The following is a 14,787-nucleotide window of genomic DNA, read 5'->3' on the forward strand; positions in this document are numbered from 1 at the left end:
GCGTTTCCATTGGCGTCTAGTTGAACCGTAAAGGGTGCGGCACAGTTAGCCACGGGCGCTATATTGTCTTCTACTGTTACTATCGTAGTACAAGTAGCAATGTTTCCATTAATATCAGTCACCGTTAAGGTTACTGTGTTATCACCTATATTGCTACAATCAAAATCTGTTATGTCGATTGATGTACTTGCAATTCCGCAGGCATCAGTAGAACCATTTTCAATATCGGCTACTGTGATACTCGCGTTTCCATTGGCGTCTAGTTGAACCGTAAAGGGTGCGGCACAGTTAGCCACGGGCGCTATATTGTCTTCTACTGTAACCGTAGCGGCACATGAATCTGTAACACCATCACTATCCATAACCGTAAGTGTTACCGTATTTGGCCCTATATTACTACAATCAAACGCATTAATATCTATAGACAAAGTTACAGGTCCTTCAGCATCACTACTACCACCGTCTACATCAGCAGCAACAATAGTTGCATTTCCAGAAGCATCTAACTGTACTGTTATGTTTTGGCATACGGCTGTTGGAGGGGTGTTACAACTACCAAATTCAAAATTTTCAATTAATTCAGCAGCTTTATTAGCGGCCTCGATTTCTATTCTGCCAATAGGTGTATCTGTAATCACTCCAAAGAAGATTTCGGCACTACTACTAGTCGCCAATGTGAATGTGTCGGTTAAAACTCCGCTGGAATCATATACACGAAAATCTGTACTGTCTGCAAAACCCAAAATATCCATACCAACGGAATGTATAGTAGAATCTGTAAAGGTAATTACTGTAAATCTATGGAATTCATTGGCACCAACTGCATTATCTGTAGCTCCTCCAGCTCCTATTCCCAATGCAGCAATTTTACCTGAGGATGCTGTAACAATAAAACCAGGTAAAATCTCATCTGCTGGATAACAATCACTACCAGCACTGCTAATTTCGGAACAATCAATAACATCCCCTGAACTAGGCCCTCCTGCAAAATCTTCTAAGGACAATCCAGCACAAGCTGCTTGAAAGGCAGCTCTAGAAGTAAAACTTGATGTAACAGCTCTGGTCTGTACAGCAATTACTTCGCTTTGCTTATTTAGTGTAGTTTTGTTGTGGGTATTTACTAAGGTTGCTAAATCTGCATTCATAAAGGATGTTGCTTCTTGCGCATTTAATGTGGCTATACAACACATTAATCCGAATAAAAGCAATAAGGTATTTTTCTTCATAATAACTTGATTGTGATTTTGTTATTTGTTTTTAATATTTGATTTTAGTTGTTCTTCTTTAGATTACATTTCGGTTGGCAAACTTCTATCAATTTAATTTTTGTGTAATAAATGCACTACATATAAAGTACGTAGTAAACTACGTGGTAGGTTGGTTTTTTTGATGAGCATTATAAAAAAGATCGCCTGAGGAAATTCCTTCTGGGTAAGAATCAATATTATGTCCAACAAAATAGCCATCGAATGTAATACATTCATTTCTAATTGTATATTGACCCCCGGTTGTGATATTTGCTAAAGAAGCAAATGGAATATATATCTCTCCTCTAGTGGAAATTGTATGCAATGCTGAAGCACCTATTTCTACTACTCCTGCCTCTCCGTCATAGATTCGCAACCTAACATCACCAGACGTAGTTATACTAAAAACATTAACTGAAATACCTTCAATAGGACCCGAACAGCTAGCCTTAAAACTTGTATCACTTAAATTGCTTCCAGACCCACATTGCGCCTGAAATTGCCAAACACAAAATAGTAAAGCGATGGTAAGAAAAATTTTTGTGGTTTTTTCATGGTTTGTTTTATTTAAATTCAAGGGCAACCACTGCTACTTCGATTGAAAATAAAACCTTTAAGGGTTAAGTTATGCAGTTGGTATTTTTAAAAAAAATCCCCACCCAAAATTATAGATCGGTATTCTTAAAAAAAATACGTAGTTCTACGTAATACCACAAACAGTTTGAAATTCTTAAATTATTCTTCGAAAAGATTGCTATTTTGATTTATCCAAACCATAAGGGAATATGGATTATTCTGTAAACCAAGCTTTTTAATAATATTACTTCTATGTTTTTCAACAGTTCGAATTGATATAAAGAGACTCTCTGATATTTCTTGTGAAGAAAAATCTTTTCGTAAATAATGAATTATTTTTAATTCGGATGGAGTTAGTTTTTGTAACTCTTTATGCTTAGAAGTGAATAGATTTTCTGCATCTATTTTTTTGCTTACAAAGGTTTTATTTTCTTGAATTGCTTGCAAGCATTTCAGTAAATCTACAATAGGATCTTCTTTAAGTAGGTACGCATCGATTGTTTTCCCTACTGTTTTAAAAATTTCTTCTCTTTTATAAACTGAAAAAATTACAATTTTTGTTTTTAGTTTTTTTCTTTTACAATTAAGAGCAACTTCCATTCCGCTAAGAATAGGCATGTCCATATCTAAAATGGCTATGTCTGGCTGCATTTTAGAAATGTAATTAAAGGCTTCATTTCCATTGGTGGCGGTATATATCACATCGTAATTATGCCTCTTTAGCAATGTTTTATTTCCTTCTAAAATAACAGGATGATCGTCCGCAATAAGAATTGTGGGCTTTTTAATCATATTTTGGGGATTTTTATACACACGGTAGTTCCTTTACCTCTTATAGAAGTTACAGTCAATTTTGCCTCAATAATTTCAGCACGCTCTTTAAGGGTTTTCATTCCTAAAGAATTGAGTTTATTCTCATTATTTTTTAGGTCGAACCCAATTCCATTATCTAAAATTTTAAATAGAACACAATGAGTTTCAGCATATATTTCTAGTTTACAAGCTTTGGCTTTGGCATGTTTAAGAACATTGTTTAATGCCTCCTGAACCATTCTAAAAATATAAATGTGTTTTTCTTTATGAATCATACTTTCAATGCTTTCCTCATCAGTAATTTCATGTGAAAAGAAAACCATTGAACTTTTTGAAGCGTTTCGATAGTATTTTTAAGGGAATTTATTAAGCCTATGTTTTCAAATTTATAGGGATGTAGATCTTGCGAAATTTCACGCACTTCCTCAAGAGCTTTGTCTACAATAGTGCTATCTTCTATATTCTTATCTGTTAAAAATTTATTTTTAATAATCAGAAGGCTTTGTCCAATACTGTCGTGTAAGTCGCCCGCAATGCGCTTTCGTTCTTTTTCGATAGATTGAATTAAATTTTGGGAATAAATTTTTTGAAGTTTTTGATTTCGTTTTACAAAAGCACGTGTTCTAAATAAATATATTGTCAAAAACAGTAAGATAAACCCAATACCGCCAAATAACATCCATTGTGTTTTAATTCTGTTTTCAGCATTCAGCAAGGCAATGTTTTTTTTCTGTTTGTTAATTTGAAAATCTTTTTTCTCAAGTTCAAATTCATTATGTACATAAACAAACCGTTTTTGTGACCTCGTTTTTTGAATTGAATCCTTTAAATTTATATAATTCTTAAAATGCACAAGTGATTGCTTTGTGTTTCCTAACTCTTCATATGATTGCGCCAGCAAGTGTTCGTAATCCATAATAATCTCTGGCTCCTTAGATTTTTTTACTGCAGCAAGAGAACTTAGAATACTATTTATTGTCTTTAAATAATCTGCATGTGCATAGGCATTTTGAGCTTCAGCTAAGGAGTAATATGTTTTTAAGAAGCTATTGTTTTCAAAACCTACTACCGCACTTTTTAATTGCTTTAAATTTTCATCTGATTTCTTTAAAAAACCTTGCCTGGCATATGTGTATGTGGCACAGGCATTTGCAAGAATTTCAATAATTGGCTTAATATCTGAACTCATTTGGTCTTTTAGCAAAAGTGCCTGCTCTGTATGACACAATTCCGCTTCGGGTAAATCTTGCATCGTTGCTTCAATAGCAGCAGTAATGTGCGCCATTACAACTACATCTATCTGACTTAAGGCATCTTGCCACAAAAAGATAGTTTCACGAGCTTTAACGGCTTCATCAAATAAGCCATAGTTTCCCATTAAGCGACTTAATCCATTCTGAGACCACAAATAGGGAATGGTATCTTTTTGTGCGATATATAACTCTGATGCTTTTTTAAAATAGCCTGCGCTCTTAATAATGTTATTTATTTTTGAACTATTTTCACCCGCAGTAAGATGCATATCTGCATATTGACGGATTTCTGTTCTTGCTTCACTTTCTAGAAACAAAATACCCTCCATCAAAATATCAAGTGATACTTTATACTCTTGCATATACGTAGCCGTTTCAGCGTATATAAGGTAAAAATTGGCAATTTCTTCAATAGAACTTGCCTTGTTAAGATTGCCTTTATAGGCACTTAAAAGGTGGTATGCTTTTTTAGGGTTTGCTGTATCAAAGAGTAGGTAGGTTGCTAATGTATTTTTAAAAACTAATGCATTCTCCCAATCGGAGTTTGCAATAGCTAGAGTAATATAACTTTCTAGAAGCGAAATATACCCCTCGTCTTTTGCAATTTTGTTTTCAGAAATTTTTTTAGCAAAAACAGCAAGCCTTTCACTTTCATCAGAAAAGGTTTGTAAATAGGCTTGTAAAGAATCAGAGGGAGTTGGGTCTTGACCGTGAAAAATCGAGGTAAAACCAATAATAAAGTATAATAAAAGCGTCTTTTTTATCACGCTATAAAGATATTTATTCTAACAAAAAAATCTCTAATAAGCTTTATATTTCTTCTATTGTAATCTCTTCGCCTTGTGCATTGAGTTGTTTTTCTAGATAGAAAAGCCCATTTAGTGTAGGGAAATAAAAGTATTCGGCTATGCCTTGAGAATCCTCTACAAGGTCTCCATCGGCATTGTATAAAGAAATTCGCAGTGTTCTACCGCTTTCATCAATTTGGTATACAAAATCTGCTACACCTTCTTCATTATTCATTAATTTTTGATCTGTACCGTAAGTAGATGTACGCACCACCTCATCCATATCATTATAATGATTTTGCACACTATGAACCCCTTCCGGGCCAATTACTGGGTTTTTATATTTATCGTAATAAGCATAACTGCGTATGTATCCAGAAAAATTTAAATTGATTTCCATAGTCGAAATACCTTCAATATTATTCACTTTTTCACCATTCTTGCCATAATATGAATATCCAGTATACCTATCAAATTTATCATGTTCATAAACAATTTTGTGAACACCCGCTTCATTAAGAATCGCTTGATTATTTCTATTAAAAGAGCGTTCAGAAATAAGAATTTCACGCGGATTATAGTCATATTTTATAATGCCAGCCCCATTAATAATCTGGTTATTCACAGCATACATAATAACAATGGAATCATTCCCAAACCGATTTAAAATGCTTGTTGTTCTATAAGCACCATCAAAAAGGCATGGCTTATTGTTTTTGTCGTAATTGGTACGTTCAATAAAATTATTGTTTTCATCATATGTAAACCCTAGAGTACTCGCTCCTTGCACTGCATTTGCCAGTTCATTGTTTTCTGTGAAATAAATCGTTTTAATTCTATTGTTATTCTTGTCATATTCCCAACGACTGATTGCTACGTCTTCTTCCCAAGCGCGAATTTTTCCAAGGGAATCAAACGCTGTCATTTCTATTTGATTGCCGCGTTCATCATATTTGTATTTGTAAGAAACTACTCCACTTGGTGTTTTCGCCCAAGAGCCTTTAACGTCAAAAAATTGTTCGTCCACAATATTTTTTTGAGCATTTAGAAATTGCTTTGTTAATGAAACCCCTGTATCATCCGGCCCTTCGTCACCATAGGCATCAACATTCTTTATATTAATTATACTATCGCCTTCGTATATGTAAGCGGTAGCACCCACCTTATTTTCAGTGAATTTTAAAACATAACCTGGGTCGTATTTTGCAGAAAATGTAACTCTTTCTAATGAATCAATCAAAACTACAGAATGATGAAAAGCATCCTGTCCTTTTGTAGGAAGCCCCCGAACATTAAACTTTCGCAAATCGGTACAGTTGCCATACTGATCGTAACTATAGGTATATTTTTGAACCCCATTAGCATCCACTGTTTTGTTACCTAATGAATCGAGATAGGCTATAGATTTTATTTTGCCACGGGCATCATAATCATAAACTGAACTATACCCTTCAGCATAAATAGCGTATGCGCCATCTACATCAAACCATTTAGCGGTTGTTATCATTAAATTAGCATCGGTTTCATATTCATAAGTAGAAATAAAATATTTGTCGCGCATGGGTTTACCCCCTTTATCGAAATAGGAAATTCTTTTAGAAAATTTGTTAGATCCCATTTCCCGAAGTTCATAAAAAGCACCCCGGCGTGTTACATGGTTTCCATGTTCATCATAATAGCTAGAATACATACTTTTTTGAGCATCATTCCAAATTCCTTTTTGAGTGAACACACCTTCCTTTGAAATCTGTTTCCCCTTCGCGTCATAATACGTACGAATTAAATTTCCGTCTTTATCGGTAATATTTCGTGTTATTGGAACTTCTGTTTTAGAGGAAAAAGGAGCTCCATTTGAATCAAAAAGATGCACTTCGCGGGTTGCAGTATTTGGAAAAGTAATAATACACAATGGCGCTTCATAATAACCGCCAGCAGTAGGTTTTCCGTTCTTAAAATACTTTATTAGGATACTGTCCTTTTTTCGAGTTATATGATAAACCTCACCAAAACGACTGTTTTTTGTGTTTTCTGGATAAAACGAAAGTAACTCCCCGTCTAGGGTAGTATAAATTTCTCGGTACCATTGAGTTTCTTCTTCCAAAAAATCCTGATAATGATAAAGATTTTCTTCAGCAAAATAAGCGGTTTCACGCAACAAACCTGCTATGTGTAGTTCCCAATAGCGCTGTTTTTGCCATTCTGTATTGTGCTTGGACTCCCTATCATATACATCCTGCATCACGTTTATTTTTTCTAAATATTTTTTCCCTAAACGCTGTAAATCACTATTATTCAGGTTTTCTTCACCAATACTAATGACTTCTTTTCTAAAAAGTCGGGCGTAATATTCTGTTATATTGAAATGATTTTGCTCGTGAATCAGCAATTGCTCCATATCGGTTTCATCTTCAATCACCCTTGCTGATAAGTGAGGAATCATTTGAGCAAAAATACGGAGTGATTTGTCGTCTCGGTTGCCTTCAAATTGTATGTTAGAATAAACCATGGCGTGATAATCACCTGGTATATCGTCAATAATAGGAAAATCGTCCCACCTAAGAAGGCGTTCGCTCCAATGGATGCTTTTAACTACTTCTGATTTTTTTGTATATGCCAAAAGTGCCAAACCGGCAAGCGCAATGCACGAAATTAGTATATGGTATTTAAGCTTCAAGCAAAATAGAATTAGGTTTTTTTAATGTTTTATAGAAATAATAAGGAACATATGTAAGTATAAAAAATGATAGTATGTAAATTATATCTCCTCCAATTGCACTATAATTTATATTAGAAATGTTATTGCTATACATTTCATATAAAGAAATAATTAGATGCAAAACAATACTAAAAATAGCGCGATGCACTACAAAGTAAATTGGTGCTTTTGGAAGCGGTTTAAATTTAAAACTCAAAAGAAGCACTGTGAGATAGCCCGTCATTATTAGGATGCTTTCAATACTAAAATACACCCAGTCGTCGTCATCTAGCAAATAACTAGCTACTGCCAAAACTAAAGCTGTAAGTAATGTGCCACTTACCAATTCGCTACCCATGGTTTCAAAATCCTTTGCTATAGGCAACTTGAAACCAGTTGCATTATCATTTAAAGGGTTTTCTGCATTTTGCAGTTCTTCAAGTTTGGGATCAGGGCCATATTTATTATTTCTATTTTGCCCTTCACTAAAAAGAAGCACAAAAATATAAAAGGGAATGATTTGATAAAAACCGTTATTTCCAAGATCGTGACAACGCTTTGCCCCTTGTGAAAATTGAAACCAATACGCGGCACCTAATATTATAAATAATTGGTATCCACCCATATTCAAAACCTCCATCAGGGCTATAAAACCGTATATAAAAACAAGAAATAAAATATAACTAATACCAAATTCAGTCCTACGAATACGGCCATTAAATGAAAACGAGTTCTTAAACATTTGTTAAAATATACGGTATGCAAGATAGAACAAGGCAAGGCTAATTTCCAAATAGGAGTCGCATAATTTATGAATGCTATTATTTTTACATTTTATTTTAGCGGTAAATAGTTTTAAACAGCTATGTCTAGAAAACAAAAATTCTTTTAAATTATGTCTTCTTTGAGATATAGGCTAACTTCACGCACTTTATAAGTTATATGAAAGTTTTTTTTAGATTATTAATTTTTCTTTTCTCCTCATTTCTAGTTGCTCAAAACACGGCACAACTAGACAGTCTTTTAGTTCAAGGTATAGATGCAAGAAGTAATAAAGAATATACTTTATCACTCGAATTGCTAACTAAAGTACGAACTATTGCTGAAGAAAAACAATTGTATAAACAACAGTTTTTGGCTCTTAATAATATTGGAGCAAATTATTATTCTATGCTAGATTATGGAGAAGCACTCGATACTTATTTAGAAGCATATACTATAGCTTTAAAGCACCTCGATGAAAATGAAGAGATGATTGTGCTTAATAATATTGCCATTTTATACATTAAAGAAGACGAACCGGAGAAAGCTGAAGAATATTTTTCTAAGGCCTATAAATTAGCGCAGGAACATAAAGAACCCATAAAAATAGGGTTATATGCCGTAAACTTAGGCATGTTAGCTAATCAGCAAAACAAACCAAATGTGGCTGCAGCTTATTTGGCAGAAGCCAAAGAAATGCTTAAAAACCAACCTGCTCTACTTATTTTAGTTGAAATAGCTTTAGCAGAAAATTATTATAAACGAGGAGAACTAAAAAAAGCAAAAGTCTTAGCAGACTCGATATTTCCTAAGTTAGAAACTGTTACACATAGTGATGAGCGAATTTCAACCCTTATTTTATTGTCTAATATCGCAACAGATGAAAATGATATATCTAAAGCAATTGGGTATGGTCAAGCAGCTTTAAAAGCAGCTATAAACCCAGAAAATCGAATAAGCGCATACCAGCAATTAGCAGAAATTTACATTAAAAATGGATTGTACACCAATGCAATTGAAGCAAAAGATTCCATTATTTCACTTACAGAATCGTTAAACCAATTAAAAAACGGGCGTTTATTTGAAACAAATAGAGTGAAATTTGAAATAGCCGATTATAGACGAGAGCTACAGCGAAGCTCAGAATTAAGAGCACAAGAACGCAACACTCTTTATAGTCTTTTGGGTGTCTCATTTCTTATAATATGCTTAATTACCTGGGCATTATACAACAGTTTTATAAAGAATAAACAACGAAAAATTTTACACCAGCGCAGTAAAGAATTTATAGAATTGGAACTTCAAAAAAAGGAAAGCGACAACCTTTTATTAGAAAAACAATTACACGCAAAAGAGGCTATGGCTTTGCTTGAACAGGAGCGGCTTAAAAATGAAATTGAAAACAGAAATAGAAAGCTTGCAGCCAAAGCACTACAAATATCTGGTAGAAATGAATTAATTAAAGAGGTAATTAATAGCTTAACAAATCAATCAGAAATTACACGTAATGCTTTTTTAACAAACAAAATAAAGGAACTAAAAAAGTTACTAAAAAACGATTCCGAATGGGATAGTTTTCTCACCCATTTTGAAGAGGTAAACCATGGTTTGCTTACAAAATTGCGTACCAATCATCAGGAATTAACCGCAAATGATATTCGTTTCTTGAGTTATCTGTATATGGACCTTACAATAAAGGAAATTGCATCCCTCTTTAATATTACTGTTGAAGCAACACGCAAACGGAAAGAGCGAATTAGCAACAAAATGGGGCTAGAAGACAGCACAGCGCTATATCGCTACATCACAACGATTTAACAGCACATGTCACGCTTTTTCTGAATCCCGTCGCACTAATTAGGAGACTTTTTTAGTATGCTTCCTTATAATTTTCAGAATATTGGGAGCTACTTAAAACCCTAAATTATGAAAAAAACGATAACTCTTTTTTTATTCACATTACTATTTTCTTTTCAACCTACATTCGCACAATTTGAGGTGACTGGTTCTATTGATTTTGGTCGTATTTACGATCTTACCTATGATGCCGTTGTGCCAAATAAAGTATATGCAGTAACTATGGGAAACCATATTATAGTTTCTGAAGATAATGGCGCTAGCTGGAATATTTTGTATTCGTTACTTATTGGCAAAGGCGCACGCATTAAAGATTTAAAGCTTTCTGCTGATGGAACTGCGCTTACTTTTTCAAGCTACCTTCCAAACACTCCTTTAAATGATATTAGAGTGTATGATATTGCTTCTTCGTCTATAATTAAAACATTTCCCTTACCCAACCAAGCTGATAATAGCTATGTAACATCCTATGATTTTTACGATCAAGATATGGATGTATTACTGGTAGACACTAATTTTCCTGGAGGTATGAATCATGAAGGAAAAACATTTTACACCGCAGATGGAGGTACTACGTGGAGTTTGGTATACCACACTAATGATTATGACACTGTTTTTATTAACGATGTAGCCATAAGCCCAGCCGATCCTGAAAAACTTTTTCTTACACGCGGCCAAGGAAGTACAGGTGTAGAAGGCGGTCTTTTTATTTCTGAAGATGCGGGCCAGACTTGGGAAGAAAGACTACGAGGAATCATTTTGGACCCGATTACATTCGACCCAAGAAACGCCCAAAATATACTTTTAGGTACAGGGATTAGTTTCGGCAGTACAGTTGAAAACTTATATAAATCTATAGATGGCGGTGCTACTTTTACGATTGAACCTATTACGTGGACTAACGGAATTTTGAATTCTATAAATGTAATACGCTATAATGAAGCGAACCCATCACAAATTATTATTTTGGAAGAAAACGAAATTGTAATCTCTGAAGATGGCGGAGTTACTTGGGAAAACTTTGTATATCCAGACGAAAACCCTGAAAGCTATTTTTATGGCTTGAACGCAAGTTACAATCCTAATAATTCAAATGAAGTTTTTATCAGTGCGGATTATGTCCCACTATTTTCTTCAGATGGAGGAAAAACTCTTTCTTGGTCTAAAAGCCCATATTTTACAAGTACAGGAAATATGGATCTTTATAAAAATGGTACTGATTTAAATCTTTATTATGGCGTTCAATTTGGGTATGTACATCGCGATTTAAACGCTGGGACTGATACTCCATACGATATTATGCCTTTAAATATCTTTACTAGCAATCCCGGGCAGACGCAGTATGCAGATAAAGTTACGCCAAATAGAATATACACTTTCACCTCAAGTTTTATGGGGTCAAGTCTTAAAGTAAGTAATGACAATGGCGCGAACAAAACGGAGCTTATATCAATCTTTTCAAATAAATTCACTGCAGTTGCTACTTTCCACCATGCTCCAGAAACGATTCTGGCTGCGTTTGCCGGCTTCGACCCAAGTGAAACGAAACTGAAACAAATAGATTTCAGTGATATAAATAATGTGATTGTTACGGATATAACCTTGCCTAATCTCGATTTTATACACAAAATAATAATTGATGAAACAGATAAGATTACAATCACTGTAGGTATTGAAGTATATACATCAACAGATGGTGGCGCAACTTGGACTAACACAAGTACTGGGCTTGAAGTAATGAATGCAAACGATCTTATTTTTGACCTTCAAAAAGACCCATTAAATGAAAACCGTTTGGCTTTAGCTAGCTCAAAAGGAATTTTTATTTCTGAAGATGGTGGCGCAACCTGGGATAGAAAAACTAGCGAATTGGTGTTTAATGTAGCTTTTTCAACTGAAACAGAAGGTGCTATGACGGCTTCAACCTATAGTTCACAAGTTTCTGAATTTGCCTTGCATTATTCCACAGATAGTGGGGAAACTTGGGAAACCATAAATAATGAGCAATTACTTGCCATAGGCGCTGTTTCCAGTACATATGTGTTTCGTGAAAATGCAGTAAAAGCCTACATTGGCACTTTCGATCTTGGTCTCGTAGAATACACAATCGACCTAACCGTTTTAGGCGCCCCAGGATTTGAAAATAATTTAAATGATATTGCAATCTACCCTAATCCTGCGAGCGATATAGTGAATATTCACCTAAAAAACTCAACGGTAAAACAAGTGGCTGTTTATTCTTTAAATGGGATACAGGTTATGCAAGCAGATACTAGTACGAAGCTAAACCTTGCGGCACTTGAAGCTGGGATTTATTTAGTGCGTATACAAAACAATGCTAATGAAGTGTATTTTAAAAGAATACTAAAACAATAAGTACTTCGAAGTTTTGAATATAAGAACTCCTCAGAAATTAATTTCTGAGGAGTTCTTTTTTAAGTAAAAGATAGAAAAATAACTTCTGTGAAATACTTTTATTCCATGTGAGTAATCAGATGATGAAACGCAAGTGGATCATTTCCTAAGCCCATTTTTCTTTTTAATAGGGTTATTTTTGATTCAATTTCATCTTCGCTCTTTCCCATAAGGGACGCAATTTCTGGAACAGAAACCTGTAATTTTAACATACAACAAAAAGCTATGTCGTTTTCAGATAAACTAGGAAACATTTCACTTAATAAAGAAGCAAAATGGGGATGTACTTCAATAAATTTAACTTTAAAATACTTCCAATAATTCTTTTTATTCAATAATGATTTTAAGTTTTCTACCAACTCTTTAAAATTACCATCTGTTTCCCAGCGGTTTATCTCTTCCATTAATTTATTCTGAAGATCAGCCATTTCTAATGAAACTTCCACCAATTGCTTTTCCTTATTTGCAAAAGTTCTCCCTCTTTCTATATGTAACTTCGCTTCTAATCTTTGTTTATCTTCCAATGCTCTTTTAGACATCTTTAAATTAGCAAGCATTTTCTTTTGAAATCGAATTTTATTTCTATTTGTAATAATAAGCACAATTCCTATTGCTATAACAAGTAAGAAAATGAAAATACTTAAAATTAAAATTTTATCTTTTTTTGTATTGTTTGCTACTAATAAATTTTTTGTTTTCGTCAAATTAAAATGCCTCTCGTTTTTTAAATTATTTAAATTAATCGAATCCGATTCATAAGTTACAAACCGAAGTGAATCTTTTAAAAAACGCATACGAGAATGCAATAAAGGATACTCTTGAGAAGCTATAATGGCTTTACGATAATAAAAATCAGCAGAATCTTTTACTCCTAGTTTGGTATATAAAACACCTAAGTCGCCGTATACTTTAACTTTAACGGTATCTGAAAGCTTATTTGAAGAGGTTAAAAGATGCAACAATTCAATCTTTTCATAATCCGAAAAAGTAGATGCAACACTATTAATCGTATGAGAAGCTGTCTTAGTTTTAGAAGTTTGGCAAACTGAACTAAAAAATATCAATAAAAAAAATCCCTGAAATATTAATTTCATACTAAAGTAAATTCTAAAGTAAATATAGGTTTTTTCCTACATATAGAATCTTTTAATCCCCCTTACCCTACAAGAAAATTAAATGAAATTACATCCATTTAGTAAGTTTTTACAACCAGCCTGTAACAAACTGATTCAAATAGCGTTATATAGTTTCATCAATCTAAATCTTTATGTTACAACGTTTTTTCATCTTCTGCTCTGGCGCAGATACCGCCATTCTAGACGACTGCTCTCCTGGGGAACGCACAAAATACGCGGGTATTGGAGCCACTGTTTTCTTTACAGCACTACTAGCTACAATTGCAGCTGCATATGCACTTTACACTGTTTTTGATACTTATTTTTCAGCCGTATTCTTTGGAATTATTTGGGGATTATTAATATTCAACCTAGACCGATTTATAGTATCAACTATCAAAAAACGCAATAGTTTTTTTGATGAATTATTACAAGCTTCTCCTCGAATTGCATTGGCGATACTCATTGCCATTGTTATTTCAAAACCATTGGAGATGAAAATTTTTGAAAAGGAAATCAATCAAGTTTTACTTACAGAAAAGAATGAAATGACACTCGCCAACAAAGACCAATTGGCACTACAATTTACACCTTCCATTAAGGCTTTGGAAACAGAAATTCAAAACTTGAAGAATGAAATAATAAATAAGGAAAGTGAAGTAAATACACTTTATGAAACCTATATCGCTGAAGCAGAAGGTCGAAAAGGCACTGAAAAGCTTGGAAAAGGACCCGTTTATAAAGAGAAAAGAGAAAAACATGATGCCGAACTCGTTGCCTTAACCGATTTAAAAAAAGTAAATACCGAAAAAATAACTGCAGCCGAAGCTAAAATCGCAACCCTTGCAACCGAATACAACACTAAAGTTGCCAGTAGCCAGCCTGTAATAGATGGGTTTGATGGTTTAATGGCACGAATTGAAGCATTAAATAAACTTCCATGGTTGCCATCACTTTTTATCTTTTTATTGTTTTTAGCCATTGAAACTTCCCCAATTTTAGCAAAATTATTATCCCCAAAAGGGGCTTACGATTTAAAACTCGAAACACAAGAAAGCGCCCTAAAATCTTGGGTAATGCAACAAAAATCGCAGCGTGATATCGTAGTAACTACAGATAGAGACATCAATAACCGCGTCTATGCAGATATTTCTGAAGAACAGGAACTTTACGACTACAAGCGCAAAAAAGCGCGTGAGTTAATGCAATTACAAGCTGATGCCTTTTACAAGAAACAAAAAAGTGTTTTATAAGCGTAAGTGACAC

The 14,787-nt window shown here is 34.0% G+C and carries 10 protein-coding genes and 1 pseudogene; 3 read left to right on the forward strand and 8 right to left on the reverse strand.

The genetic code is table 11. The features are described from left to right. The 7 genes and pseudogenes from ABJ955_RS03750 to ABJ955_RS03780 all read right to left on the reverse strand — a co-directional run. Positions 1-1,226, reverse strand: a pseudogene (locus tag ABJ955_RS03750) (hypothetical protein); the annotation flags it as partial. 139 nt (positions 1,227-1,365) lie between these two features. Next, complete coding sequence (locus ABJ955_RS03755) at positions 1,366-1,824, reverse strand: hypothetical protein (RefSeq protein WP_347373262.1); 459 nt, start codon at positions 1,822-1,824, stop codon at positions 1,366-1,368. Between the two features lie 158 nt (positions 1,825-1,982). Beyond that, complete coding sequence (locus ABJ955_RS03760; protein ID WP_347373263.1) at positions 1,983-2,615, reverse strand: response regulator transcription factor; 633 nt, start codon at positions 2,613-2,615, stop codon at positions 1,983-1,985. Further along, a complete protein-coding gene (locus ABJ955_RS03765) occupies positions 2,612-2,959 on the reverse strand; it encodes an ATP-binding protein (protein WP_347373264.1) in 348 nt (115 codons plus the stop codon). Before ABJ955_RS03765 ends, ABJ955_RS03760 begins: the two co-directional genes overlap by 4 nt. Then, positions 2,908-4,656: a histidine kinase gene (locus tag ABJ955_RS03770; protein WP_347373265.1), complete on the reverse strand. Its 1,749-nt coding sequence runs from the start codon at positions 4,654-4,656 to the stop codon at positions 2,908-2,910. Before ABJ955_RS03770 ends, ABJ955_RS03765 begins: the two co-directional genes overlap by 52 nt. Before the next feature lie 43 nt (positions 4,657-4,699). Continuing rightward, positions 4,700-7,351, reverse strand: coding sequence for a hypothetical protein (locus ABJ955_RS03775; protein ID WP_347373266.1), 2,652 nt, complete (start codon positions 7,349-7,351; stop codon positions 4,700-4,702). Next, positions 7,341-8,114 carry a DUF805 domain-containing protein gene (locus tag ABJ955_RS03780; RefSeq protein WP_347373267.1) on the reverse strand — a complete coding sequence of 258 codons (774 nt, stop codon included), beginning with the start codon at positions 8,112-8,114 and terminating at the stop codon, positions 7,341-7,343. Before ABJ955_RS03780 ends, ABJ955_RS03775 begins: the two co-directional genes overlap by 11 nt. 200 nt (positions 8,115-8,314) lie before the next feature. On the opposite strand from ABJ955_RS03780, the gene ABJ955_RS03785 reads away from it, so the two are divergent. Further along, positions 8,315-9,952: a hypothetical protein gene (locus tag ABJ955_RS03785; protein WP_347373268.1), complete on the forward strand. Its 1,638-nt coding sequence runs from the start codon at positions 8,315-8,317 to the stop codon at positions 9,950-9,952. A 108-nt stretch (positions 9,953-10,060) separates the two neighbouring features. Continuing rightward, positions 10,061-12,367, forward strand: coding sequence for a T9SS type A sorting domain-containing protein (locus tag ABJ955_RS03790; protein WP_347373269.1), 2,307 nt, complete (start codon positions 10,061-10,063; stop codon positions 12,365-12,367). Between the two features lie 98 nt (positions 12,368-12,465). On the opposite strand, the gene ABJ955_RS03795 is transcribed toward ABJ955_RS03790, so the two are convergent. Continuing rightward, positions 12,466-13,500, reverse strand: coding sequence for a hypothetical protein (locus tag ABJ955_RS03795; protein WP_347373270.1), 1,035 nt, complete (start codon positions 13,498-13,500; stop codon positions 12,466-12,468). A gap of 173 nt (positions 13,501-13,673) precedes the next feature. On the opposite strand from ABJ955_RS03795, the gene ABJ955_RS03800 reads away from it, so the two are divergent. After that, the gene (locus ABJ955_RS03800; RefSeq protein ID WP_347373271.1) at positions 13,674-14,774 is read left to right on the forward strand and encodes a DUF4407 domain-containing protein; all 1,101 of its coding nucleotides are present in this window, start codon (positions 13,674-13,676) and stop codon (positions 14,772-14,774) included. Positions 14,775-14,787 lie beyond the last annotated feature (13 nt).

The organism is Aequorivita sp. Q41 (genome assembly GCF_039831855.1).
Lineage (GTDB): Bacteria > Bacteroidota > Bacteroidia > Flavobacteriales > Flavobacteriaceae > Aequorivita.

Excerpts from the sequence above, each read along its gene's own strand:
- ABJ955_RS03760 (WP_347373263.1), bottom strand. The coding sequence starts at position 2,615 with ATGATTAAAAAGCCCACAATTCTTATTGCGGACGATCATCCTGTTATT.
- ABJ955_RS03765 (WP_347373264.1), bottom strand. The coding sequence starts at position 2,959 with ATGGTTTTCTTTTCACATGAAATTACTGATGAGGAAAGCATTGAAAGT.
- ABJ955_RS03780 (WP_347373267.1), bottom strand. The coding sequence starts at position 8,114 with ATGTTTAAGAACTCGTTTTCATTTAATGGCCGTATTCGTAGGACTGAA.
- ABJ955_RS03785 (WP_347373268.1), top strand. The coding sequence starts at position 8,315 with ATGAAAGTTTTTTTTAGATTATTAATTTTTCTTTTCTCCTCATTTCTA.
- ABJ955_RS03790 (WP_347373269.1), top strand. The coding sequence starts at position 10,061 with ATGAAAAAAACGATAACTCTTTTTTTATTCACATTACTATTTTCTTTT.
- ABJ955_RS03795 (WP_347373270.1), bottom strand. The coding sequence starts at position 13,500 with ATGAAATTAATATTTCAGGGATTTTTTTTATTGATATTTTTTAGTTCA.
- ABJ955_RS03800 (WP_347373271.1), top strand. The coding sequence starts at position 13,674 with ATGTTACAACGTTTTTTCATCTTCTGCTCTGGCGCAGATACCGCCATT.